Raw genomic sequence first — 23,618 nt, 5'->3', positions numbered from 1 at the left:
AGCAAATGAGTGGCAACTTCCTCGCTCTGGCACAGCCGGGCGTGCAACAACTTTCGCCTTACGTTCCGGGCAAGCCCGTGGACGAACTGGCGCGCGAGCTGGACCTCGATCCGGCCAGCATCGTCAAACTGGCGAGCAATGAAAACCCGCTGGGCGCGAGCCCCAAGGCGTTGGCAGCCATCCGTGATGCATTGGCCGAGCTGACCCGCTATCCGGACGGCAACGGTTTTGCGCTCAAGTCCCTGTTGGCCGAGCAATGTCGCGTCGAGCTGAATCAGGTGACGCTGGGCAATGGCTCCAACGACATTCTTGAGCTGGTGGCGCGCGCCTACCTGGCGCCGGGCCTCAACGCCGTGTTCAGTGAGCACGCGTTCGCGGTCTACCCGATTGCCACTCAGGCGGTGGGTGCCCAGGCCAAGGTCGTTCCGGCCAAGGAATGGGGGCATGACCTGCCGGCCATGCTGGCGGCCATCGATGCCAACACCCGCGTGGTGTTCATCGCCAACCCGAACAACCCGACCGGCACCTGGTTCGACGCCGAGGCGCTGGACGAATTCCTGCAGGATGTCCCGGAGCACGTATTGGTCGTGCTGGACGAGGCCTACATCGAATACGCCGAGGGCAGCGACCTGCCGGACGGTCTGGATTTCCTCGCGGCTTATCCGAACCTGCTGGTCTCGCGTACGTTCTCCAAGGCCTACGGCCTTGCATCGCTGCGCGTCGGTTATGGTTTGTCCAGCGCCGTGGTGGCCGATGTGCTGAACCGTGTGCGCCAGCCATTCAACGTCAACAGCCTGGCTCTGGCCGCGGCTTGCGCGGCGTTGAAAGACCAGGACTACCTGGCTGAAAGCCGCCGCCTGAACGAAGCCGGCATGCAGCAACTGCAAGCGGGTTTCCGGGAGCTGGGGCTGAGCTGGATTCCTTCCAAAGGCAACTTCATTTGCGTCGATCTCGGTCAAGTCGCGGCCCCGGTGTTCCAGGGCTTGCTGCGCGAAGGCGTGATCGTGCGTCCGGTGGCCAACTACGGCATGCCGAACCACTTGCGCGTGACCATCGGTCTGCCGGCAGAAAACAGCCGCTTCCTTGAGGCGCTGACCAAGGTTCTGGCTCGTGGTTGATGTCACTGCACTGCAATCTGCTGAACCTATGATTGGGCGCCTGGTGGTAGTCGGTCTGGGGTTGATCGGCGGTTCGTTTGCCAAGGGTTTGCGCGAAAGTGGCGTGTGCCGCGAAGTGGTCGGGGTCGATCTCGATCCACAGTCGCGCAAGCTGGCGGTGGAACTGGGTGTGGTGGATCGCTGCGAAGAAGACTTGGCCGTTGCTTGCCAGGGTGCCGACGTGATCCAGCTCGCCATCCCGATCCTCGCCATGGAGAAAATGCTTGGCCGCTTGGCTGGCATGGACTTGGGGCAAGCGGTTCTGACCGATGTCGGCAGCGCCAAAGGCAACGTCGTACGTGCCGCCACTGAGGCGTTCGGCGGCATGCCGTCGCGCTTCGTGCCGGGACATCCGATCGCTGGTTCCGAGCAGAGCGGGGTGGAAGCCTCCAATGCTGAGCTGTTCCGTCGCCACAAGGTGATCCTGACGCCGCTGGAGCAGACCGATCCGCAAGCTTTGGCCGTGGTCGATCGACTGTGGCGCGAATTGGGCGCCGATGTCGAGCACATGCAGGTCGAGCGCCACGACGAAGTCCTGGCGGCGACCAGTCACCTGCCGCACCTGTTGGCCTTCGGTTTGGTCGATTCGTTGGCCAAGCGCAATGAAAATCTTGAGATCTTCCGTTACGCTGCGGGCGGTTTCCGCGATTTCACAAGAATCGCCGGAAGCGACCCGGTCATGTGGCACGACATCTTCCTCGCCAACCGCGAAGCTGTCCTGCGCACACTCGATACATTTCGCAGCGACCTCGACGCCTTGCGCGACGCGGTCGATGCAGGGGATGGGCACCAATTGTTGGGCGTTTTCACTCGCGCCCGGGTTGCCCGCGAGCATTTCAGTAAAATCCTGGCCCGTCGGGCCTATGTGGACGCTATGAATTCCAACGATCTGATTTTCCTGGCTCAACCTGGTGGCCGCCTGTCCGGTCGGATTCGCGTACCAGGTGACAAATCGATTTCCCACCGTTCGATCATGCTCGGCTCCCTGGCCGAAGGCGTCACCGAAGTCGAAGGCTTCCTTGAGGGCGAAGACGCCCTGGCGACCTTGCAGGCGTTCCGTGACATGGGCGTGGTCATCGAGGGCCCGCACCACGGTCGCGTGACCATTCACGGTGTCGGCCTGCATGGCCTGAAACCCGCGCCTGGCCCGATCTACCTGGGCAATTCCGGTACTTCGATGCGCCTGCTGTCCGGTCTGCTGGCCGCACAGGATTTCGACAGCACCCTGACCGGCGACGCTTCGTTGTCCAAGCGCCCGATGAATCGCGTGGCTAATCCACTGCGTGAAATGGGTGCGGTGATCGAAACCGCCGCTGAAGGCCGTCCACCAATGGTCATCCGTGGTGGCAATAAGCTCAAGGGCCTGACGTACACCATGCCAATGGCCAGTGCCCAGGTGAAATCCTGCCTGCTGCTGGCGGGTCTGTATGCCGAAGGCAAGACCACCGTCACCGAACCGGCACCGACCCGCGATCACACCGAACGCATGTTGCGCGGCTTCGGCTACCCGGTCACTGTCAATGGCGCGACCGCCTCCGTCGAGTCCGGCAGCAAGCTGACCGCGACCCACATTGAAGTACCGGGCGACATCTCGTCGTCGGCGTTCTTCCTGGTGGCTGCATCGATCGCTGAAGGTTCAGACCTGGTACTGGAGCATGTCGGCATCAACCCGACCCGTACCGGTGTGATCGACATCCTGCGCCTGATGGGCGCCGACATCACCCTGGAAAACCAGCGTGAAGTGGGCGGCGAGCCGGTAGCGGATTTGCGCGTACGGGCGGCTAAACTCAAGGGTATCGAGATTCCTGAAGAGTTGGTTCCGTTGGCTATCGACGAATTCCCGGTCCTGTTCGTGGCAGCTGCCTGCGCCGAAGGCCGTACTGTGCTGACCGGCGCCGAAGAGCTGCGGGTCAAGGAGTCGGACCGTATCCAGGTCATGGCCGATGGCCTGCTGGCGCTGGGCGTCAAGTGCGAGCCAACCCCGGACGGCATCATTATCGACGGCGGCTCGATCGGCGGCGGCGAAGTGCATGGTCACGGCGACCACCGGATTGCCATGGCATTCAGCGTTGCATCGCTGCGCGCTACGGCACCGATCCGCATCCATGATTGCGCTAACGTCGCGACGTCGTTCCCGAACTTCCTGTCGTTGTGCGCACAGGTCGGTATCCGCGTTGCCCAAGAGGCTCAGTCGTGATCAAAATTGCACCGGTCATCACCATCGACGGGCCGAGCGGCTCCGGCAAGGGCACGGTCGCCGGGATCCTGGCCAAGCGTCTGGGCTGGAACCTGCTGGATTCCGGTGCACTTTATCGGCTGCTGGCATTCGCCGCGCATAACCACGGCGTTGACCTGACCAACGAAGAATTGCTGAAAAAACTTGCCGCTCATCTGGATGTGCAGTTCATCGCGGCGACCGAAGGTCAGCTGCAACGCATCATCCTGGAAGGCGACGAAGTCAGCGATGTGATCCGCACGGAAAGCGTCGGCTCCGGTGCCTCTCAAGTGGCTGCATTGCCCGCCGTACGCGAGGCGCTGCTGCAGCGCCAGCGTGCATTCCAGGAAGCGCCGGGCCTGGTGGCCGATGGCCGGGACATGGGAACGGTGGTTTTTCCGGACGCGCCGCTGAAGATTTTCCTGACCGCCAGTGCCGAGGAGCGTGCGCGCCGTCGATACTTGCAGTTGAAGGGCAAAGTCGATAGTGTTAGTCTGTCGAGTCTGCTAGATGAGATACGTGCACGCGATGAGCGTGACACCCAGCGAGCGGTAGCCCCGCTCAAGCCGGCGGCTGACGCCATACAGCTGGATTCCACGGAATTGTCCATCGATCAGGTGCTGGAACGCATCATGAGCGAGATCGCCATTCGCGATATTGCCGGGTGACCAAGAAGGCCGCAGGGGACCAGTCATAGTCCTGGGGCGCTTCTTCTAAATGAAACTAACCCACACCGTCTGGGGTGTGGAGATGGGCGTATTCTTCGCCCTCATCAACAGGAATTAAAATGAGCGAAAGCTTTGCGGAACTCTTTGAAGAAAGCCTAAAAACCCTGAACCTTCAGGCAGGCTCCATCATCACCGGTGTTATCGTTGATATCGATTACCAAGCTCGCTGGGTAACCGTTCACGCTGGCCTGAAGTCTGAAGCACTCATCCCGCTTGAGCAGTTCTACAACGACGCTGGCGACCTGACTATCAACGTCGGTGACGAAGTTCACGTTGCGCTGGACTCGGTTGAAGACGGCTTTGGTGAAACCAAGCTGTCCCGTGAAAAAGCCAAGCGCGCTGAATGCTGGATTGTTCTGGAAGCTGCCTTCGCAGCCGAAGAAGTGGTCAAGGGCGTTATCAACGGTAAGGTTAAAGGCGGCTTCACTGTCGACGTTAACGGCATCCGTGCGTTCCTGCCAGGTTCTCTGGTTGACGTCCGTCCAGTGCGCGACACCACGCACCTGGAAGGCAAAGAGCTGGAATTCAAGGTCATCAAGCTGGACCAGAAGCGCAACAACGTTGTCGTTTCCCGTCGCAGCGTCCTGGAAGCCGAGAACTCCGCCGAGCGCGAAGCTCTGCTGGAATCCCTGCAGGAAGGCCAACAAGTCAAAGGTATCGTCAAGAACCTCACCGATTACGGCGCATTCGTCGATCTGGGTGGCGTCGATGGCCTGCTGCACATTACCGACATGGCTTGGAAGCGCATCAAGCATCCTTCCGAAATCGTCAACGTTGGCGACGAGATCGATGTCAAGGTTCTGAAGTACGATCGCGAGCGCAATCGTGTTTCCCTGGGCCTGAAGCAACTGGGCGAAGATCCATGGGTTGCTATCAAAGCCCGTTACCCAGAAAGCACTCGCGTTACCGCTCGTGTAACCAACCTGACCGACTACGGCTGCTTCGCTGAGCTGGAAGAAGGCGTTGAAGGTCTGGTACACGTTTCCGAAATGGACTGGACCAACAAGAACATCCACCCTTCGAAAGTCGTACAAGTCGGCGACGAAGTGGAAGTCATGGTTCTGGACATCGACGAAGAGCGTCGTCGTATCTCCCTCGGCATCAAGCAGTGCAAATCTAACCCATGGGAAGATTTCTCTGGCCAGTTCAACAAGGGCGATAAAATCTCCGGCACCATCAAGTCGATCACCGATTTCGGTATCTTCATTGGTCTGGACGGCGGCATCGACGGTCTGGTTCACCTGTCCGACATCTCCTGGAACGAAGTGGGCGAAGAAGCCGTACGCCGTTTCAAGAAGGGCGACGAGCTGGACACCGTTATCCTGTCGGTTGACCCAGAGCGTGAGCGCATCTCCCTGGGCATCAAGCAACTGGAAAGCGATCCGTTCTCCGAGTACGTTCAAGAGAACGACAAAGGCGCAATCGTTAAGGGCATCGTGAAAGAAGTTGACGCTAAAGGCGCCATCATCACCCTGGCCGACGATATCGAAGCGACTCTGAAAGCCTCCGAAATCAGCCGTGACCGCGTTGAAGACGCGCGCAACGTTCTGAAAGAAGGCCAGGAAGTTGAAGCCAAGATCATCAGCGTTGATCGCAAGAGCCGCGTAATCCAGCTCTCGATCAAGTCGAAAGACGATGCTGAAGAGAAAGAAGCAATCCAGAGCTTGAAAGACAAGCCTGCTGCTGACATCGCTGCTGGTCCTACCACTCTGGGCGACCTGTTGCGTGCACAAATGGAAAAACAGAACTAAGTTCTGACTTTCTGTAAAAAAGGGCGACTTCGGTCGCCCTTTTTTATGCCCGGAATTTGTAGCTTCTCCCCCGTAGGCGCTGCCGAAGGCTGCGATCCTTCCAACATGCGCGCACGATCAGCAAACCCACGAAACCAACACCCCCGCAAAACTGTCTCTTTCTTTAACAGGATCAACCGCTTATTTGCAGCTAGTCTTACGCTCAAGCGAACCAAGCCAGGGCGGCATGCCTGGCATAAGGAAGTGAATGAACAAGCTCATCGTCGCAATAGCTTTACTGACACTGGCGGGCTGTACCACTAATGCCAAGACCCATGCGGTACGAGGTGTCAGCGGCATAGAGGTTGATTGTTCGGGATTGGGCTCGGGCTGGGAAAAATGCCAAAAGCGCGCAGCCAAGGAGTGCAAGGGCGCTGGCTATAAAGTCGTCACCCGGTCAGACGATGCAAAGGAAGAAGATGAATTCCCGTTCGGCTTCAATCCGGCAGGCTACCTGACACGAACCATGCTGGTCATCTGCAGGTAACGTCGCCAATCAGGATCGGCGTAGTGACATTCAGAACCGCCACCTTCTTGTGCTGGAAGACATGTCAAAACTCGGGCTGTTCAAATTCATGCGGGCGTGCTAAAACCTCTGGAGAGATTTTCCTAGCTGCTTGAAAAAGAAGGGAAAAATATGACGAAGTCGGAGTTGATCGAACGAATTGTCACCCATCAAGGGCTGCTCTCATCCAAGGATGTCGAGCTGGCCATCAAGACCATGCTCGAACAAATGTCCCAATGCCTGGCCACCGGTGATCGGATCGAGATCCGCGGGTTCGGCAGCTTCTCCTTGCACTACCGCGCGCCGCGGGTAGGGCGCAATCCGAAGACTGGTCAGTCGGTTAGCCTGGATGGCAAGTTTGTTCCGCATTTCAAGCCGGGGAAGGAGCTCAGGGATCGTGTCAACGAGGATGAGGAGGAAGGGAATTGATAGTTGTAGCAGGCAATGGAGATAACTCGTGAGTAATCTCAAGCGTTTACTCCTCGGGCTAATCCTTTTATTGCTCGTCGTTACCGTATTGGTATTCGTTCTGGAAAACCAGCAGCCCGTTACCCTGGCATTTTTCGGATGGGTCGCGCCGCGGTTACCATTGGCTGGTGTTACTATCGGTTCATTGCTAATTGGGCTAGTAATTGGGCCGCTGATAGGTTTATTACTTAATCGTGCAGGTCGTAGTGGCAACTGAAATAGCTGAACTTATCCCTTCAAGAAGTTGCACAATTTATATTTTCACGCTGAGTTACAGCTCAAGTGTAGAGGTGTTATCTGACAAACGAAAAAGAAGCGACCAGTTAGGCGCCGGGCAGTTAGTTGATAGTTTGGTATACTAACACTGGCAGATGATCCATTGAAACTTTAGACTAAGGTGGGTGTTTGGTGTTGGACTTGAGGTCTTGATGTCAGTACTTTTGTAGAGCAACCTGTTACAAATGGAAGTTAAAGTTGGATAGTTATTACGGAACTCACGCTCTATGTTTGTAGCAATGATAAAAAAAATATCGAAAACATCATCGTTAGGTTTAATTTTCAGCATATCGATTGTCGTTTTAGCGTATTTATCTTACGTTTTTCCAATGATTTATGCATATTTCGAATCGGTAAATTTTATTTATGTAAACGCATGGGATGAAGAAACCTATCTTAGTTATCAGGGGGCGCATGGCTCATTAACTATTCCAGGATATTGGACTTCAGGCGGAATCGTATACGCACTACAAAATCTAGGGTTCAGTGGAGGGGAGATAAATATAATATTTGACTGTTTGTTGACTCCTGTAACTTTTTCTTTGATTTTTTTTATACTCCGGTACTTGAAAGTTGAAAGTAGTCAAGCATTGATCTATGGGGTTGTGATTTTATTTTCCCCTATTCTTTTTAATTTCGGCAATCCGTTGCTATCGGGTTTTACCAGGGAGTACGGGATTTTAGGGTATGGTTGGGAATACTATCAGTCAGCCTTGCGCACACCAGAGCCGCAACTATCATATTTTTTTGTTGTATTGGCCGTCGCTGGGTATTTGAAGACCAGAAAAATTAGTTTTTTGTTTGCAGTGGTGCCGCTTCTTTATTTTTATGTGGGTGTTCCGTATGCATATTTTCTTGTTAGCGGTTTAATACTGCTGTATTCAAAATTTATTGAACGAAGTTTTGGTTTTTTAAGGGTTGGTATAATTTGTATAATATCTTATCTGGTCGTTTCAATTGGATTCATTGTTTTTGATTTTTTGTTTTTGTCTAAAGATGTATTCATCACGGGTATACCTCAAGGGTATATAAAAACCCATGTGCCAGTATTTCCGGTTTCAGCAGGACTCATGTTTTTCTTTTTGTTGGTGGAAAGGGCTATTTTGAGTCCGGAAGCTTTCAAAACAAGTAAACAGGTGCATGTGCAACTGTATATTGCCATCTCGATATTTTTTATATGCAACTTGCATATGATTTCAGGGGTTATGCTCTCCTATAAAAACTATCTTGACTATTCTACCGGCTTAATTGCTGGCGTTGGGATTGTGATTTTTCTGGACTTTCTGAGATGTCATTCGATCAAGTGGGCGAATGCAGTGTGCTTTGTGTCAGTTTCACTCATTTTATACCTGACATTTAAGGCTTATGGCTTCAGCTTTAGTGCGATGGAGTATAATTTCTTTCGCGGATTACAATTCAATTCGATCGAAGAGTATGAAGCTGCCACCGATGATCCAATGTCTACAATTATTCAGGATAGTGATCTTGCTGCTAAGTTGCCTTACTCAGTTCCTAAAATGACAGCCCCATTATTTTCCTATCAATATAATTATCCAATGGTGGCTAATGGCTGTCGCTCAGTACTTCAGCGTATGGAGTTTGTAGTTGGTTATTTGAAAAGCAATCCCCAGAATGTTCCCTTAGTAAATTTCCAATATCTTGAAGCGTCAATAAAAGCATTTTCCGGACAAAAATACGTACCGCTTGAATTGCAAAAAAACGGGCCGGACAAGAAATCCTGCAAAATAATCAATCCGGAGGGAAGTTTTCGGATATTGGATTATCGTTACAAGGATAACGGATGGCTGAGAGTAAAATTGTTCTGAGTTTTAACGCGTTTCATAGAAAAGCTGACGAAAAAAAAAGGCGATCAATGAGCTGGTGTGTTTTATGAAGTTCATTTCAGAAGCTTGGCTTTAAATGCTCAACATTCGCTCTAGGTGAGTCTTAATTTGGACTCGATGTAAAATTATCGTGATGCATTATAGAGGTGCAGTCTGGGGAGCACAGGTAGACGCTTGGTCACGCTTCAAACTAGCGTAACTCATACGCTAAATGTGTACGTAGTTGGCGGCACAGTTCTGGTGTTCACGCAATCAGGTTGAGTCAGTTGATCTGGAAGTTTGTATGGAGGCAGAGGGGCTGGAAGACTGAGCGAGTCTCTCTCCCGTGTAGCAAATCAGGGTTCGTCAATATGAGCAATAATAACCCCAACTGCCGATCCTAAAGTCCGGTTCAGCTTACATTAACGAGCGTTGTTCTCGAAGGGGCTTAGACCTCCAACATGACACGGATGCAAAACCGTCAAATCATGCTGGAGGTAAAAAACTAACGTCGATTAAGTCAAGTTAGGGGCTGCTGTTTGCGGGCAAAGCAACGAATCAATGCGATAACCACGCCTACTAGTGCACCAAAAATAATTCCTATGGCGATAACCATGGAGCTCCTTGGTTTAATTGGGCCCAAGGACTCGATCGGCCCTTCTTGTGAATACACGGAGAACTCTGTTGGTTTTACATTAATCGAGCTGAAAAACTCTTTCTGGAAAACTGATTCACGAAATTTTTTAATGTAAGGATCGTCATTGGTGCGGTGTTGTAGGCTATTTATCTCTGCTTTTAATGCGAGGGTTCCTCTAAGGTAGGCAAGATCTTCTGGGTCATTAGCCGTTAAAGAAGAGGAGGGCTTTTCGATATTGAGACTTTCTGCTATGCGTAACGAATCCTGCAGTCGAGAGATCTCGTCCAAACGCTTTGTTTTCGTAACTTCCCTGCTTGCTGCAATTAGCTGCTCATAACGCTGGGCAGCTGATTCAGCTTCAAAAGACAGATTCTTGAGAACCTTTTGTTTTGTGCTATCGCTAGCTGTTTTTAAAAGGCCTTCAAGATACATTGGTAGCTCTTCAGGGGTTGACCCTTGCGCGGTGATAGTAAATCGACCAGGAGCGACACCACTTACAGTAATATGATTGGAAAGCTCAGCAGCGGAACTGAAGGCAGCAGATGAAGTTTCAGATTTTGACGGCAGATATACATCTTTATAGAGATCAATTCGTACTTTGTCTGACTGAAGTTCGCGGGTGAACAGAATATAAACTTCATCAGGCACAAATTGCTTGATGCCAGAGTAATTGAGAACGGCAACATCACTAGATAGTGGCGCCTGCAGATTGATCCTGGCTACATAAGCTGGCTTGCTGAAGTAAGCGTAGAGTGAGGCTACGACGGCAAAAATTATGGCGGTCAAGATTATCAACATTTTTTGCTGCCATAAAATGCGAATAAGATCTACGAGATCGACTTCATTTATGGGCTTGCTTGGAGTGACGGGCGAGTGGTTGTTCACTGATCAGATCTACCTTAAATTTGGAACGTAAAACAGACCTCGATCCCGCTGCGGTCTATTGGTTTGAACGAAATCACTTTTTTCAAAGGATACAGCGTTGTGGGCAATCGTACTGAATGCGCATTTTGCCATCAAGTATAAAGATTACAAGGATAAGCGAAAAGTCCTACAGAAGTCTTGCCCGCAACGCAGAAGCTGACGGAGGTCGCGTTCGACTATCGGGGGCAGACAGCAGTCCCGTGTTGGCATTGGTTGGCTAATTTTTTACCAGTGTTGCGCGCGTGGGTTTTGGTGGATGTTAGGGGTGCAGGAAGGACGTACCGTAATATATAATAGCTTGATGCCTTGCTAGGGCAGGAAACCAAGTCGGTGCAGGTATGCTTTCCCGCTATTCCAAAGGCGATAGGGGGGGGTGGCCGACCGATTGCTCGTATTAATAAGGCGGGCAATGCAGCAGATCCGAAAATCGGCCAGATTGGTAGGGGCTCAGATTCTTGCTGTGAGGAAAGCAGGTAAGTGAAGATTACTGTTGTCGGAAATCTCAGTTTTAAGCTGTACAGATCGGGCTGATCCCGCCATGCTTGCGGCGCGCAAGCTTGGATGAAGATCCTGGGCCCGCGTGTTAGCAGGCATGTTTATAAATTTTTGATTTGGCAGCAATGGTAATCGGATGGCTTTTAAGATTTTCAACGCATGTCTAGAAGCAAAGAAAATGGCTAATTTTGCACAAGCAACAGATGAACAGTTGGGTGCGAGGATCTGTGTTAGTTTGTCAAATGATAGGAAAATGGAATGATCGAGCAGCGAATCTCAACCGGACTGGCAATAGGTGCGATAATCGCCGGTTGTGGTTTTTTGCTTTTAAATCCGCTAAGGCTCGCATTTATTGCTAATACTTTCGTACCTTTCTTGCTTTTTAATCTCGCAGTCATGCTGGCATGCGGCATGCTTTTTTTACTTAGAGCAGACAGAATAAAAGTCCGCCCAATTGAACTGGTATTGTTCCTTTTGGTGATAGGGACTGCACTGATGACCAACTATGGTGGCCGTAGTATTCCAGATATCCTCACTGACTTTCTTCGGCCCGTCCTTTTTCTCACTGTAGTTATTTTTATTCGTAATTATATAAATTTAGAAAAATTTGGTTTGTCCCGGACTGTTCGTTTTTGGTTGAAAGCAACCGGCTGGGTGACGGTAGTTGTGGTTCTGTGCAGTTTGCTGATAAGTCGTTATCTAATCCCTCTTTATCCTGCGTTCTCGAGTATCGACTCAATTTTTGGTTTGGCGTGGCTACTAGCATCAGGGAATATTTTTTCGCAGATTAGTTACATGCTTATATTAGTTGTTTCTGGCAAGCGAGGGGTATATCTGGCTGGGTTTTTAGTGTTGTTAATTTGTTATAGATATAAAAAAATGACTTTGCCATGGTGGATCTCTTTAATTGCTATATTCTGTTTTATTTGTTTGATGACAGTGTTGAACCTGGATACGCTTGCAGCGATTTTTCTCAAGAGTAATACGAACCTGCCCAGCGATTCATCGGGAATTATAAACCTGTTGAGTGGTGGCCGTATTGAGGAGCTCCGCGGTGCGATCGCTGCAGTTCATACTCCTCTAGAGTATTTTTTTGGCGCTGGGCTTGGATTTGCTTTCAAAGTGGAAGGTTTCGAGGATGCTTCGGGGCTTCATAGAAATCTTCACTTTACACCTGCAAATCTAGCGATCTACTACGGCATTCCTTTTGTCGTTGCATTCGCCTACTATTTGGCAGGGTTTTTCTTGGATGCATTAAAACTCATCAAGGAAAATAGCAACCCAGTTATCTATTGTTACGCCGTCTACTGCATAGCTTCGATGTTTTTCTTGTTTACCGAGTTTAGTATTTTTGCTTACGTAAATTTTGCAATTAGTTGCGGTGTCGTTTCAGGTGCAACTAATCAACGGCGGAAGTTGAATCGAAGTAGCTACGCTTGCCATACTGCAGCATCAAAATAATTTTTATCCGTTTCTTGAAAGTTCGACGGAAGAGCATTGATTTATAGGGGGTTTACGTGTGCGGTCTTTTTGGTGCTGTGATCTATAATAAGTCTACAAATCGTCAGCAATTATTAGCTCGAATTGAAGAGGCCCAGAGCGTGCAAGCTCACAGAGGCCCGGATATGAATGGTCATAAGGTTTATGAGCTAAACGATGTAACAGTCGTGTTGGCTCACCAACGACTTTCGATCCTAGATCTCTCAGATAATGGGCGTCAGCCAATGAGTTCATCTAATCTTGAGAGTGAAATTGTCTTCAATGGCGAAGTTTACAATTATAAAGAGATTGCGTTAGCGAAGAAGATGAATAATCTTCGGAGCGGAACAGACACTGAAGTGATTCTGGAGGCATTGTCAGGTGGCAATTACGCAGAAGCGCTGGCAGAGTTTAATGGTATGTGGTCGATCGCGCTCCTTGACACAAATAAGCAGACACTTTTACTTAGTCGTGATCGCGCGGGAGTAAAACCGCTGTACCATACTGTTGTTGATGGGAACTTATATTTCGCTTCTGAAATTAAAACGTTGCTGGTGCTTAGTGGTGGCAAATTTAACTTAAACTTAGGAGTTGTAGGTAAATATATTGAGCAGTCAGTTCAAGATGACACGACAGCAACTTTTTTTGAGGGGATTAACAGTCTCGAGTCCGGTGAATACGCGGTTTTGGATCTCAAGAAAAAAGAGATCAATATATCCAGTTCGTCTTATTGGACGCCTTTTAGTGCATTCGACAAGTCTTATTATCAGAATCCTGAAGCTAAATTTCGCGAGCTTTTCGAAGATGCGGTGAAGCTAAGGTTGAGGGCTGATGTTCCAGTTGGTGTTACCCTTTCCGGGGGGCTTGATTCATCTCTAATTTGCCAAGCTGTAAGAAGCCAGCTAGGTCATAGTAATTTTTTTGTGCTTTCCGCAGTTTCTCCTGGAAAAAAAGGGGATGAATCTCCTTTTATCGATATCGTTGCTGATCACTTTGACCTTGATGTTTCAAAAGTAGATCTGGGTTGGTCTGCAGATGAAACTCTAGCTTTAATGCACAAGGCTACGTGGCATAACGATGCCCCACTAGGAAGTTTGTCCAATGTCGCATTTTATTTATTGATGTCCCAAGCCAGAGAGCTCGGTGTAAAAGTTATTCTGAGTGGGCAGGGGGCAGATGAAATACTTTGTGGATACAAGAAGTATTTGGGTTTTTATATTAAACATCTCGTTAAAGACAGGAAATACTTCACTGCCCTAAAGGTCCTATTGTCTTTTGCTCGCACCGGTACAGTGCTGAATCAATTCGGTTTTGCAGAGGCGAAGCGATATTTGGAAGGAAAAGGGGTTAGCAGTACCACGATTATGTCTGAAAAAGTAATCAGTCACTTCAAAAAAGCCCCCATTGGTGCTATAGGGAGATCATTAGAAGACCGCCAATGGCTCGATTATAAAAAATACTCCGTACCGTATCTAACTCACTATGAAGACAGGATGTCAATGGCGTTTGGTCGTGAGATTCGCTTACCATTTCTGGATTATAGACTGGTCGAGTTTATGCTGAACGCACCAGCTAACTTAAAGCTGTGCAAAGGTTGGACTAAATATCTTCTTCGAACCGCATATGAAGCGCTATTGCCCAAAAGTATTACTTGGCGCAAAGATAAGCAAGGATTCACTAGTCCTCAGGATGAATGGTTGAGGGCCGAGCTTAAATCGGCAGTAGAGTCGTATTTTTCTTCCTCTGCATTGATCTATAAATATGATCTTATTGATAGAGTTAAATTAGAGGAAAAGTATGCAGCTTATTGTAGCGGTGATCGAAATGTTTGGTATCGAGAGATCTTCAATCCATTAGGTCTAGAAGTCTGGCTTCGTGAGTTCCAAGCTTTTATTCGAACGGAATAAGCGTAATGTCATCTCTATTGATGAAGTATATCGGTTGTCGACGGTTGTTATTGAAGATTTTATTGATTAAGCGTTTGGGGTTGATCAATATACTTCGGGTGATCCGGCATCGCTTGCGTCTTCGCAATAAATACTACGAACAGGCATTGCCTGTAGTTGCTGTACCTACTGATGTGGGATTCTGGGTACACGAAGACGCCCGTTCCCGTCCCTCGATTGACCTCACACTGCAAGCATCCGTATTGGAGCGTGCGAATGAGGTCACATGCGGTTGGTTTCGTCGCTTTGAAGATGATCGGACGTTCGAGGGAAAGGCACCCGAATGGCATAAGGTAAGTTACGCCAGTTCAAAGGATGAGCATTTTTCGCGTGTGAAACTGAATGAGAGTCCGGGGGCCGATGTGAAGCTCTGCTGGGATCTCTCGAGGTTTAAATGGGTAACTCAATTAGCGATCGCAGCCGCAGTGTCGACCGACGAAGACAAACGTCGAATGTACTTGGACAGGAGTGAAGATCTATTGGGTTCATGGGTTGCCGAAAATGGTTATTTCATGGGCGTCAATTGGGCTTGCGGTCAGGAGGTCTCCATTCGCGGGTTGCACCTGATGGTGAGTACATTCATTTATGAGACTCACTTTAACAGTCGTCCTGCCAAGAGGTTATTGGCGTTGATGCAAGCTTCCTATGAGCGAGTGAAATTAACGATCGATTACTCGCTGGCGCAGGATAATAATCATAGTTTGACTGAAAGCCTGTTCCTTTATTTTAGCTTTAACTTTCTAAAGCACTACGGGATTAATGTTGCGACACCAAAGGAAAATGCCAAAAATTTAAGGCGTATTGATCGGGTAATGGCGAGGCTAATCCAGCGCGATGGTTCTTTTGCTATGTATTCGGTTAATTATCATCGCGCGGTCTGCGATATATTGTCTTTGTCAAAAGTAATTGATGAGGCGCTAAATATCGGTTATTGGCGGTCCAAGGATAAGTTGAATTGTGTGAAAAATATGCATGCATTTCTTTCTACGCTGGTAGATCCTGTTTCCGGAAGAGCCCCGAATATTGGGCATAATGATGGATCGCTACATGCAGTTCAATTTACATCGTTTGATGATTTTTCACCTTCTGTCGTTTTTATGGGAGCGGTGTTTTCGCTGCCAATTAATCATATTTTTGATGCAGCTTGCAGTAATGTTTATTGCTTTGGTTTTGAGCCAAAATTTGTCCAGATGAAAGCTGAACGCTTTTTGCAATTTAGAGAGTTCGGCATGCTGGTAGTATCGATGTCGTCTTACAGGGCTTTCTTCAAGTACCCCAATAACAAGTTTCGACCACAGCAACAGGATTTTTTACACCTTGATTTGTGGGTGCGTGGTGTGAATGTATTTCGCGACTCAGGTTCCTACAGCTACAATCCGGATGATCCCTTGCTCATTGAATACTTTGATGAAGCGCCTGCTCACAACGTTCCCTTTCTCTCAGAAGGTCGATTCGTTGACCGGCTGAGCCGTTTCCTATATCTAGAATGGCCGGGCACTGATCTTGAAACGACTGAAAATCATGAGCTTGTTTCAGTCTCTGCGCGAGTAAGTAACCTCAAAGGACAGGCCTTTGTCCGAAAGTTGCAGTTTTCGGGGGGAAGCATTTTGATCTCTGATCAAGGGCCAGATGATGACGATTGGTCGGTAGCTTATAATTTAACCACCGCTCCGATCATCTCCGATTTGGGCACTGTAGTTGCTCCAGGTGTCTTTTTAAAATGTGACGCACCCGTAAGTACGAGTGAATCTTTTTACTCGACACGTTATCTAGATAAACAAGTCGGTGCGCGGCTCATCATGACTCAAAAAGCAAACACTTTAATAATTGCTAAAGTGGATATTCAGGATCAAATATGAGAGTTCTTTATTTTCACCAACACTTCTCCACACCAAAGGGGGCGGTAGGGACGAGATCGTATGAGATGGCTCAAAGGCTGATCGCCAGGGGGCATCAAGTGACCGTGGTTTGTGGTAGTTATAGTGGTGGACAAACCGGGCTGAGTACTGATTTCGTTTCTGGCAAACGCACTGGCATGGTGGCTGGTATTAGGGTTATTGAGCTTGATCTTGCGTATTCCAATAGTCACGGCCTCTTTAAACGCACTATTAGTTTTATGAAATTTGCAATACGAAGTATTGGGATAGCGTTGACCGAAAAATACGATCTGGTATTCGCTACAACCACTCCATTAACCGCCGGAATTCCAGGCATTTTCGCTCGTTGGTTTCGTAATAAGCCCTTTATTTTCGAGGTAAGGGATCTTTGGCCAGAATTGCCGAAAGCAATGGGAGTTATTCGTAACCCTCTGATTCTTGGCGCGCTGTCAGCTCTGGAATGGATAAGCTATCGCTCGGCTCACAGACTTATTGGGCTTTCTCCTGGAATTGTGGAGGGGATTTCACATCGAGGGGTGCTTCGAGAAAAAATTGCCATGGTTCCGAATGGATGTGATTTGGATATTTTCAATATTCCAACAGATCCTTGGCTACCAGAGGGTGTGAGCCAAAGTCAGCTGGTGGCAGTATTTACAGGCACTCACGGAGTAGCTAATAAGCTGGATGCCGTGCTCGATACTGCTCTTGAGCTCAAGTCTCGTGGGCGAGACGATATACGGTTAGTTTTAGTAGGACAGGGCAAATTGAAACCTGCCTTGGTAGAGCGCGCGCGGGCGTTGAATTTGGACAACGTTATTTTTCACGATCCAGTCAATAAAGAACGATTGTCTGGACTAATGGCTTCCGCTGATATTGGTCTCCAAATTTTGGCAAATGTTCCTGCATTTTATTATGGGACGTCGCCTAATAAATTTTTCGACTATATCGCTTCCGGTCTTCCAGTGTTGAATAATTATCCAGGCTGGCTTGCCGAGCTGATCAGGACTAACGACTGTGGCTATGTGGTGCCCCCTGAAAATCCTAAAGCATTCGCAGACGCTTTAGAGCATGCTGCTAACGATCGTGAGGCGCTTAAATTGAAGGGGCTGAAGGGGCGTCAGCTTGCTATCAATCATTTTGATCGCAGAATATTGGCTGATCAATTTGTTGATTGGCTCGAAGGGGCGGTGCGGTGATTATGGGGTTCAGTCTCACCGCCTGCAGTCGCATCCGGAGTCGTTTGCGCTCCTTGAACTCTGCTTAAATAAGTCGCGGGTTGCTCGCGGCTGGTTCCACTGATCAGGCTTCACATTTGTTGTATTGTTTGTGCCAGAGGTACCACCCCTTTCACGAGGTCATGAGATATATTTGGTACCTAAGCTTTGCGCTGGCCATTGTTTAAAAGTCAAAAGAGCAGGCGTAGACGACGGTTCATTCGCTCTCATCCATCAGGCATTCAGGTCTTCAAATGTTCAAACGGTTCTTCGATATCACTGCTTCATTGTTAGCACTTATTATTTTGGCGCCGGTTATGGCAATCGTTGCATGGAATATTCGTCAAAAACTTGGCTCGCCAGTGCTTTTCAAGCAAATCCGTCCTGGCTATGGCGGCAAACCCTTTGAGATGGTTAAGTTCCGTACTATGCGAGATGCATTCGATGCCCAAGGCAACCCCCTTGCGGATGCGGAGCGTATGACCCCGTTCGGAAGCTTCCTCCGGGCCTGCAGCCTTGATGAGCTTCCAGAGTTGTGGAACGTACTCAAAGGTGAAATGAGCCTCGTCGGGCCGCGCCCATTGTTAATGGAGTATCTGCCTTTATATAGTCCGGAGCAGTTTCGCCGTCATAACCTTCGCCCCGGTGTCACTGGTTGGGCGCAGGTCAATGGGCGAAATGCATTATCTTGGGACGAAAAATTTAAATTGGATGTCTGGTATGTTGATAACCAGTCCTTTTGGCTAGACATCAAGATTATTCTCATGACACTTAAAAAAGTGGTGGTCAGAGAAGGGATCAGCGCGGATGGCGAAGTTACTATGTCCAAGTTTACTGGTAACAAGCCATGAAGAAACTGGCAGTGCTTGGTGCCAGTGGGCACGGGAAAGTCGTTGCTGACACCGCCCATTGCTGCGGATGGGATCTGGTGGAGTTTTTTGATGACGCTTGGCCTGCCCGTAGCGAAAATGGGCATTGGTCAGTCGTAGGAGATTCGAAGGCCATGCTCGCTCGACTCCTGGAGTACGACGGTGTGATCGTGGCAATTGGCGATAATAAGGTTCGTAACGATAAGCTCGTGACCCTGATGAGCGCGGCCGCTCCTGTTGTATCATTGATTCATCCAATGGCGTTCGTTAGCCGATACGCTACCATTGGTGTTGGCTCTGTCGTTTTCGCTGCAGCTGTGGTCAATGCCGACGCGAAGATAGGTCTCGGAGCGATCCTCAACACAGGCTGCAGTGTTGACCATGATTGCCAGTTAGGGGAGGCTGTACATGTGAGCCCAGGAGCCAGACTGGCAGGTTCTGTCAGTGTGGGCGACCGAAGCTGGATCGGAATAGGCGCTAGTGTTAAGCAATTAATCAGAATCGGTTGTGAAGTCGTCGTCGGTGCTGGGGCGTCGGTTGTGAGCCATGTAGCTGACGGGGTAGTCGTTATCGGCGTACCTGCTAAAGTACGTTGAGTTTGAGTAAGGCTGCGGCCATAAAAAGATATTTGGCTGAGCCGGATGTGAATGAATAGCGTTTCATAATTTTAATTCTGAAATCAATGGAAATAAGCTGTGTTGAACTCTCATTTTTCTCCCTGGCCTTCTTTCTCCGAAGAGGAAGCCAATGCAGTTCGTGACGTTATTCTTTCCAACAAAGTCAATTACTGGACGGGGCAGGAGTGTCGCGAATTTGAGAAAGAATTCGCTGCGTGGACTGGTACTCGTCACGCTATAGCCCTGGCAAACGGCACAGTTGCCTTGGATCTTGCATTTCAGGCATTGGGAATCGGAGCGGGGGACGAGGTCATCGTCACCTCAAGGACTTTTCTTGCATCTGTTTCTAGTATCGTCAATGCCGGAGCGATTCCGGTGTTTGCAGATGTAGACCGCGACTCGCAGAATATTACAGCGCAGACAATTGCTGCTGTATTAACGTCTCGTACTCGGGCTATTGTTTGTGTTCATCTTGCGGGTTGGCCCTGTGATATGGACCCGATCATGGCTCTAGCCCAAGAGCATGACCTCAAGGTGATAGAGGATTGTGCTCAGGCCCATGGCGCGACATACAAAGGCCGTTCAGTCGGCTCCATTGGCCATGTTGGGGCTTGGTCGTTCTGCCAAGACAAGATCATGACCACTGGTGGTGAAGGTGGGATGGTCACAACTAACGATCACAGTTTGTGGGCAGCGATGTGGTCCTACAAGGATCATGGCAAGAGTTGGGAAGCTGTCTACGAGCGAGAACATGCTCCCGGTTTTCGTTGGCTGCATGAGAGCTTCGGCACCAACTGGCGTATGTTGGAAGTGCAGGGTGTGTTGGGTCGAATCCAACTGCGCCGCATGAAGCACTGGCAGGAAGTCCGATTGGCCAACGCTCGTAAAATTTGGGCTGCCGCGGAACAATCGATCGGTTTGCGAGTACCACATATTTCAGAAGATTATACTCACGCAGCATACAAGTGCTATGTGTTTGTCGAACCCCATGCTTTGAAGTCTGATTGGAGTCGGGATCGAGTCCTTAATGAGATCGCCGCGCGTGGAGTTCCGTGTTTCTCTGGTTCGTGCTCAGAGGTTTATCTGGAAAAAGCCTTCGACAATACAGCTTGGCGACCTGTGGTACGTCTCCCTCTTGCCCGGGAGTTAGGGGAAACCAGCTTGATGTTCATGGTTCACCCGACCCTTACCTCTTTAGAGATCGACAAGACATGCGAAGTCTTGATCGAAGTCATGAAGGAAGCTCTCGCAGATTAACTCTATCTCTACATCAGGTGTAGTTGGAGTAACAGGTGTTAAGAGTCGAGCTGATAAAGCTCGGCTCTGTTCGTTCCTCTATACTACCGACCTGAGACAGGATCTTTTGAAATTTAGGATAGGAAAGTTAAGGGGTATTACAGTCTTTTACTTAGATGATAGAGGTGCAAGGCTCGGCATAATGGCATTGCCTCATTGTTTTCACCTCCATCATGCCTGCACGGAATTACGGTCGTATTGCTCTGTAATCCAAAGGTGTTTGTCCGACAACTCGGGCTGGAATGCCAACTATAATTGAGTTAGAAGGTACGTCTTTAAGAACGACTGCTGACGCTCCAATTTGGCAGTTGTCACCGATTTTGATGTCACCAATAATCTTCGCTCCCGCACCGATGTAACAGTTATCTCCGATCACGGGGCATTTATTAATCTCACTAGTAACATAGCCTTCCGCTGCCCCGATTGTAATACCCTGTCCCAAAACGCAATTAGTTCCGATTTTAGCGTTCGCATGAACCACAACGCCTATAGCGCCATAGGCAAAAATAGAACCTTTTCCTATGTTCGCGGAAACTGGGATATAGGAGTTAAAAAAGAGAAAGATTAAATTTCGAATGAGGCCAGGTACGATTGGCACTCCGCGTTTATGAAACCAGTTCCCAATTCTATAGAGTTTTACAGCATTCATTATTAATCTCTCCCTATTAAAACCGCAGCGTGCGCAAGTCCGCCGGGCGAAGCCGGAGTACTACTACAGCAATGAACAAAAGTGAGCACATGTAGAGTGTGCCCCAGATCAAACTAACATTCTTCATAATTACGGCTATCGGCGAAAGTATCGACACCCAGAATACAACAGGTAAACGAATTCCTGGTTTACATAGCAAGTGCAAAATCAGTAAATAAGCAGAAAAGCCGACCGTGTAAAAAATCTCTGCCTGTTTTAGCCCTTTAACGAACAGGATCATTCCCGCCACGGCGAATATTCCAGTGACCAAGTTTGCTACTATTACCTTGCGATGAAGACCTGTTGCGACGAGATATCGCTCACTAACTACTGCCCAGTATAGGACTGGCAAACAAGGGAGTAACGCAAAGTAACCAGAATATTGTGGAAACATCCATCCTAGTGCATAACCAAACAAGCCAACCAGCGCAAAATACAACAGCGAAATTGACATGATTTTTCTATACTGCTCTTGTCGTTCGCCACCGGACACGAACGAGACAAATACGGCCCTCACATTTATCGGGAATAAGCTCGTAGCTGATTGAATGATCGAAACTATCACGCGGAAAAGTCCAAGGTCTCGAATAGGCAGGCTTTTAGATAAAATGTAGGGGAGTATGTTCGTGAAAAGATTGAAAACCAACGTGATGGTGATCATTCTGGGTAATAACAGAAGTACTTGGTGGCAGGTAGACAGCAGAAGCTTGCCGACAGGGATTTTTGCTCCGTGGGTAATCAGCACGGCAATGGAGTACAGACATGGTATAAGATTGGTGAGTAACAGTATTTCTACAATGCTCAGGTTTGCAATTTTCTGGTTGGTGATAATAAGAAGGGTAAAGAATACTATTAAAAAAATTACAAGATACCCAACGATCCAGCGCTGCAAGCGTAGTCCGAATAATGAAAGCAAGCATGCCGAGCTTAATAGCATTACACCAAGCAAATATTTATTGCCGATATCCTCTACGAGGCTGATTATGCTAAATAATACAAATATCAACAATGCCATGAATAGTGAAGTTACGAGTATGTATTTGGCTTCTATGCTCGCAATAAGTTGTTCGTTGACTATATCAAGAAGCTTCTGAAATAAAAATACTAGTACGTTGGCCTTAATAAAGGCGCCATATGCTTCCAGTCCATAAAGCCCAGGGATAACGAAGTTAACCACAAGACCACTTATAAGTGTCAGAACTTGAATTAGCAAATTGACCATGCAAGAACCTCTTATACCTCATCAAGACTAATCGAGCATACGATCAATTGACAAAAATCAACGTCGCCTCAAGGTAAAAGAGCCGGTGGGATCCCATCCGGCTCTCGTACATTAGGTCAACATTTAGGTCCAAATTCCGCGGGTATCAATAACTTTTACTGAGGACAAGCGGTCTTTCGGGATTCCCTTGAATGCACTGTGATCGACGAGCAGAACCACCACGTCGGCCGTCGTCAAAGCCTGATCGACATCGCTGAGTTTTACGGCTTCTTTCAAACGAGCTGGGAGGCATTCGATATTTGGTTCAACTGCTAGAACACTCCCTGGATGAACTTCTGCTATTTTTAAGGTGATCTCGAGTGAAGGGCTTTCGCGCAGATCGTCAATGTCTGGTTTAAATGCCAAGCCTAGGCAGGCGACAGTGACGTCTTTGGCTGTTTTAGCCGGGTGTTCCTGCAAAAATTTGCCAATTGCAAGCTGGACTTGATCGAGTACCCATTGTGGCTTGCTGTCATTGACCTCGCGCGCGGCTCGTATCAAGCGCGCTTCATCAGGTGTCCGGCTCACGATAAACCAAGGGTCAACCGCGATGCAGTGCCCGCCAACGCCAGGTCCCGGTTGCAATATGTTGACTCGTGGGTGGTGATTCGCAAGGCGGATCAACTCCCATACGTTAATATCAAGCTTGTCGCAAATGATCGATAGTTCATTTGCAAAAGCGATGTTCACATCGCGGAAGCTGTTTTCGGTGAGCTTGCACATTTCCGCAGTTCGCGCATCCGTGATGATGCATTCACCTTCAACAAATGTTTTATAAAGGTGCATTGCAGCATCCGAGCATTTGGCGGTCATGCCACCAATGATCCGATCATTTTCGATCAGCTCACGTAATACGTGACCGGGTAGAACGCGCTCCGGGCAATGCGCAATGCGAATATCAGAAAGTTCGCCGTGAGTTTGCGGGAAACTCAGGTCCGGTCGCGCTTCGGCCAACCACTCAGACATTTGTTCGGTTGCACCTACAGGTGAAGTCGACTCGAGAATTACCAAGTCGCCTTTCTTCAATACTGGGGCGATGGCTTTGCTCGCCGACTCGATGTAAGACAAGTCCGGTTCATGGTCGCCTTTGAATGGCGTCGGAACAGCGATCAGGAAGGCATCTGCCGATTCGGGTGTGGTGGTCGCGCGCAAATACCCCTCAGTTACAGCTGCTCGGACAACGATATCCAGATCTGGCTCAATAATGTGAATATCGCCGCGATTGATCGTGGACACCGCGTGCGGATTCACGTCGACGCCAATAACTTTTTTCTTGCGTGCGGCAAAAACAGCAGCAGTAGGAAGGCCAATGTAGCCTAGGCCAACCACGGAAACAGTTTCAAAACTCATATG

At 49.0% G+C, this 23,618-nt stretch carries 19 protein-coding genes; 15 read left to right on the top strand and 4 right to left on the bottom strand.

Going from position 1 to position 23,618, the window contains the following annotated elements:
• Window positions 1-5 precede the first annotated feature (5 nt).
• From hisC to D8U18_RS22120, 8 genes are all read left to right on the top strand, one after another.
• Window positions 6-1,118, top strand: coding sequence for a histidinol-phosphate transaminase (hisC, locus tag D8U18_RS22155; protein ID WP_056856456.1), 1,113 nt, complete (start codon window positions 6-8; stop codon window positions 1,116-1,118).
• Between the two features lie 28 nt (window positions 1,119-1,146).
• Window positions 1,147-3,354, top strand: a complete 2,208-nt coding sequence (locus D8U18_RS22150) for a bifunctional prephenate dehydrogenase/3-phosphoshikimate 1-carboxyvinyltransferase (RefSeq protein WP_241664348.1) — start codon at window positions 1,147-1,149, stop codon at window positions 3,352-3,354.
• Window positions 3,351-4,040 (top strand): (d)CMP kinase, encoded by a 690-nt coding sequence (gene cmk, locus D8U18_RS22145; RefSeq protein ID WP_131108410.1) that lies wholly within the window; start codon window positions 3,351-3,353, stop codon window positions 4,038-4,040. Before D8U18_RS22150 ends, cmk begins: the two co-directional genes overlap by 4 nt.
• A 119-nt stretch (window positions 4,041-4,159) precedes the next feature.
• Window positions 4,160-5,851 (top strand): 30S ribosomal protein S1, encoded by a 1,692-nt coding sequence (gene rpsA, locus D8U18_RS22140; RefSeq protein ID WP_034151020.1) that lies wholly within the window; start codon window positions 4,160-4,162, stop codon window positions 5,849-5,851.
• 247 nt (window positions 5,852-6,098) lie between these two features.
• Window positions 6,099-6,377 (top strand): hypothetical protein, encoded by a 279-nt coding sequence (locus tag D8U18_RS22135; RefSeq protein ID WP_056856453.1) that lies wholly within the window; start codon window positions 6,099-6,101, stop codon window positions 6,375-6,377.
• A 150-nt stretch (window positions 6,378-6,527) separates the two neighbouring features.
• On the top strand, window positions 6,528-6,824 hold the full coding sequence (gene ihfB, locus D8U18_RS22130) for an integration host factor subunit beta (RefSeq protein ID WP_056856452.1): 297 nt from the start codon (window positions 6,528-6,530) through the stop codon (window positions 6,822-6,824).
• A 28-nt stretch (window positions 6,825-6,852) separates the two neighbouring features.
• Window positions 6,853-7,080: a LapA family protein gene (locus D8U18_RS22125; protein ID WP_131108409.1), complete on the top strand. Its 228-nt coding sequence runs from the start codon at window positions 6,853-6,855 to the stop codon at window positions 7,078-7,080.
• Window positions 7,081-7,366: 286 nt separating this feature from the next.
• A complete protein-coding gene (locus D8U18_RS22120) occupies window positions 7,367-8,965 on the top strand; it encodes a hypothetical protein (RefSeq protein WP_131108408.1) in 1,599 nt (532 codons plus the stop codon).
• 517 nt (window positions 8,966-9,482) lie between these two features.
• Here the strand turns inward: D8U18_RS22120 and D8U18_RS22115 are convergent.
• The gene (locus D8U18_RS22115) at window positions 9,483-10,484 is read right to left on the bottom strand and encodes a Wzz/FepE/Etk N-terminal domain-containing protein (RefSeq protein ID WP_082557662.1); all 1,002 of its coding nucleotides are present in this window, start codon (window positions 10,482-10,484) and stop codon (window positions 9,483-9,485) included.
• A gap of 792 nt (window positions 10,485-11,276) precedes the next feature.
• On the opposite strand from D8U18_RS22115, the gene D8U18_RS22110 reads away from it, so the two are divergent.
• The 7 genes from D8U18_RS22110 to D8U18_RS22080 all read left to right on the top strand — a co-directional run bounded on the left by D8U18_RS22110 (window position 11,277) and on the right by D8U18_RS22080 (window position 20,277).
• Window positions 11,277-12,479, top strand: a complete 1,203-nt coding sequence (locus D8U18_RS22110; protein ID WP_131108407.1) for a hypothetical protein — start codon at window positions 11,277-11,279, stop codon at window positions 12,477-12,479.
• Between the two features lie 56 nt (window positions 12,480-12,535).
• Window positions 12,536-14,404, top strand: coding sequence for an asparagine synthase (glutamine-hydrolyzing) (gene asnB / locus D8U18_RS22105; RefSeq protein ID WP_131108406.1), 1,869 nt, complete (start codon window positions 12,536-12,538; stop codon window positions 14,402-14,404).
• 5 nt (window positions 14,405-14,409) lie between these two features.
• Window positions 14,410-16,302: a heparinase II/III family protein gene (locus tag D8U18_RS22100; protein WP_131108405.1), complete on the top strand. Its 1,893-nt coding sequence runs from the start codon at window positions 14,410-14,412 to the stop codon at window positions 16,300-16,302.
• Window positions 16,299-17,516 carry a glycosyltransferase family 4 protein gene (locus D8U18_RS22095; protein WP_056856446.1) on the top strand — a complete coding sequence of 406 codons (1,218 nt, stop codon included), beginning with the start codon at window positions 16,299-16,301 and terminating at the stop codon, window positions 17,514-17,516. Before D8U18_RS22100 ends, D8U18_RS22095 begins: the two co-directional genes overlap by 4 nt.
• A gap of 272 nt (window positions 17,517-17,788) precedes the next feature.
• The gene (locus D8U18_RS22090) at window positions 17,789-18,385 is read left to right on the top strand and encodes a sugar transferase (RefSeq protein ID WP_056856445.1); all 597 of its coding nucleotides are present in this window, start codon (window positions 17,789-17,791) and stop codon (window positions 18,383-18,385) included.
• Window positions 18,382-18,999: a NeuD/PglB/VioB family sugar acetyltransferase gene (locus D8U18_RS22085; RefSeq protein ID WP_056856444.1), complete on the top strand. Its 618-nt coding sequence runs from the start codon at window positions 18,382-18,384 to the stop codon at window positions 18,997-18,999. The genes D8U18_RS22090 and D8U18_RS22085 overlap by 4 nt, the downstream gene beginning before the upstream one ends.
• A gap of 99 nt (window positions 19,000-19,098) precedes the next feature.
• The gene (locus D8U18_RS22080; protein ID WP_131108404.1) at window positions 19,099-20,277 is read left to right on the top strand and encodes a DegT/DnrJ/EryC1/StrS aminotransferase family protein; all 1,179 of its coding nucleotides are present in this window, start codon (window positions 19,099-19,101) and stop codon (window positions 20,275-20,277) included.
• A gap of 226 nt (window positions 20,278-20,503) precedes the next feature.
• On the opposite strand, the gene D8U18_RS22075 is transcribed toward D8U18_RS22080, so the two are convergent.
• The 3 genes from D8U18_RS22075 to wecC form a co-directional block, all read right to left on the bottom strand.
• Window positions 20,504-20,965, bottom strand: coding sequence for a DapH/DapD/GlmU-related protein (locus D8U18_RS22075; protein ID WP_082557660.1), 462 nt, complete (start codon window positions 20,963-20,965; stop codon window positions 20,504-20,506).
• A gap of 16 nt (window positions 20,966-20,981) precedes the next feature.
• Window positions 20,982-22,226: a hypothetical protein gene (locus D8U18_RS22070; protein WP_131108403.1), complete on the bottom strand. Its 1,245-nt coding sequence runs from the start codon at window positions 22,224-22,226 to the stop codon at window positions 20,982-20,984.
• Between the two features lie 123 nt (window positions 22,227-22,349).
• Entirely contained in the window at window positions 22,350-23,615 is a 1,266-nt protein-coding gene (wecC, locus tag D8U18_RS22065) for a UDP-N-acetyl-D-mannosamine dehydrogenase (protein ID WP_056856441.1), read from the bottom strand.
• Window positions 23,616-23,618 lie beyond the last annotated feature (3 nt).

Source organism: Pseudomonas sp. Sample_10 (assembly GCF_004321495.1).
In the GTDB taxonomy this organism is placed as follows: domain Bacteria; phylum Pseudomonadota; class Gammaproteobacteria; order Pseudomonadales; family Pseudomonadaceae; genus Aquipseudomonas.
Note: the sequence above shows the minus strand (reverse complement) of the source record. Positions and strands in the feature narration are given on the sequence as shown.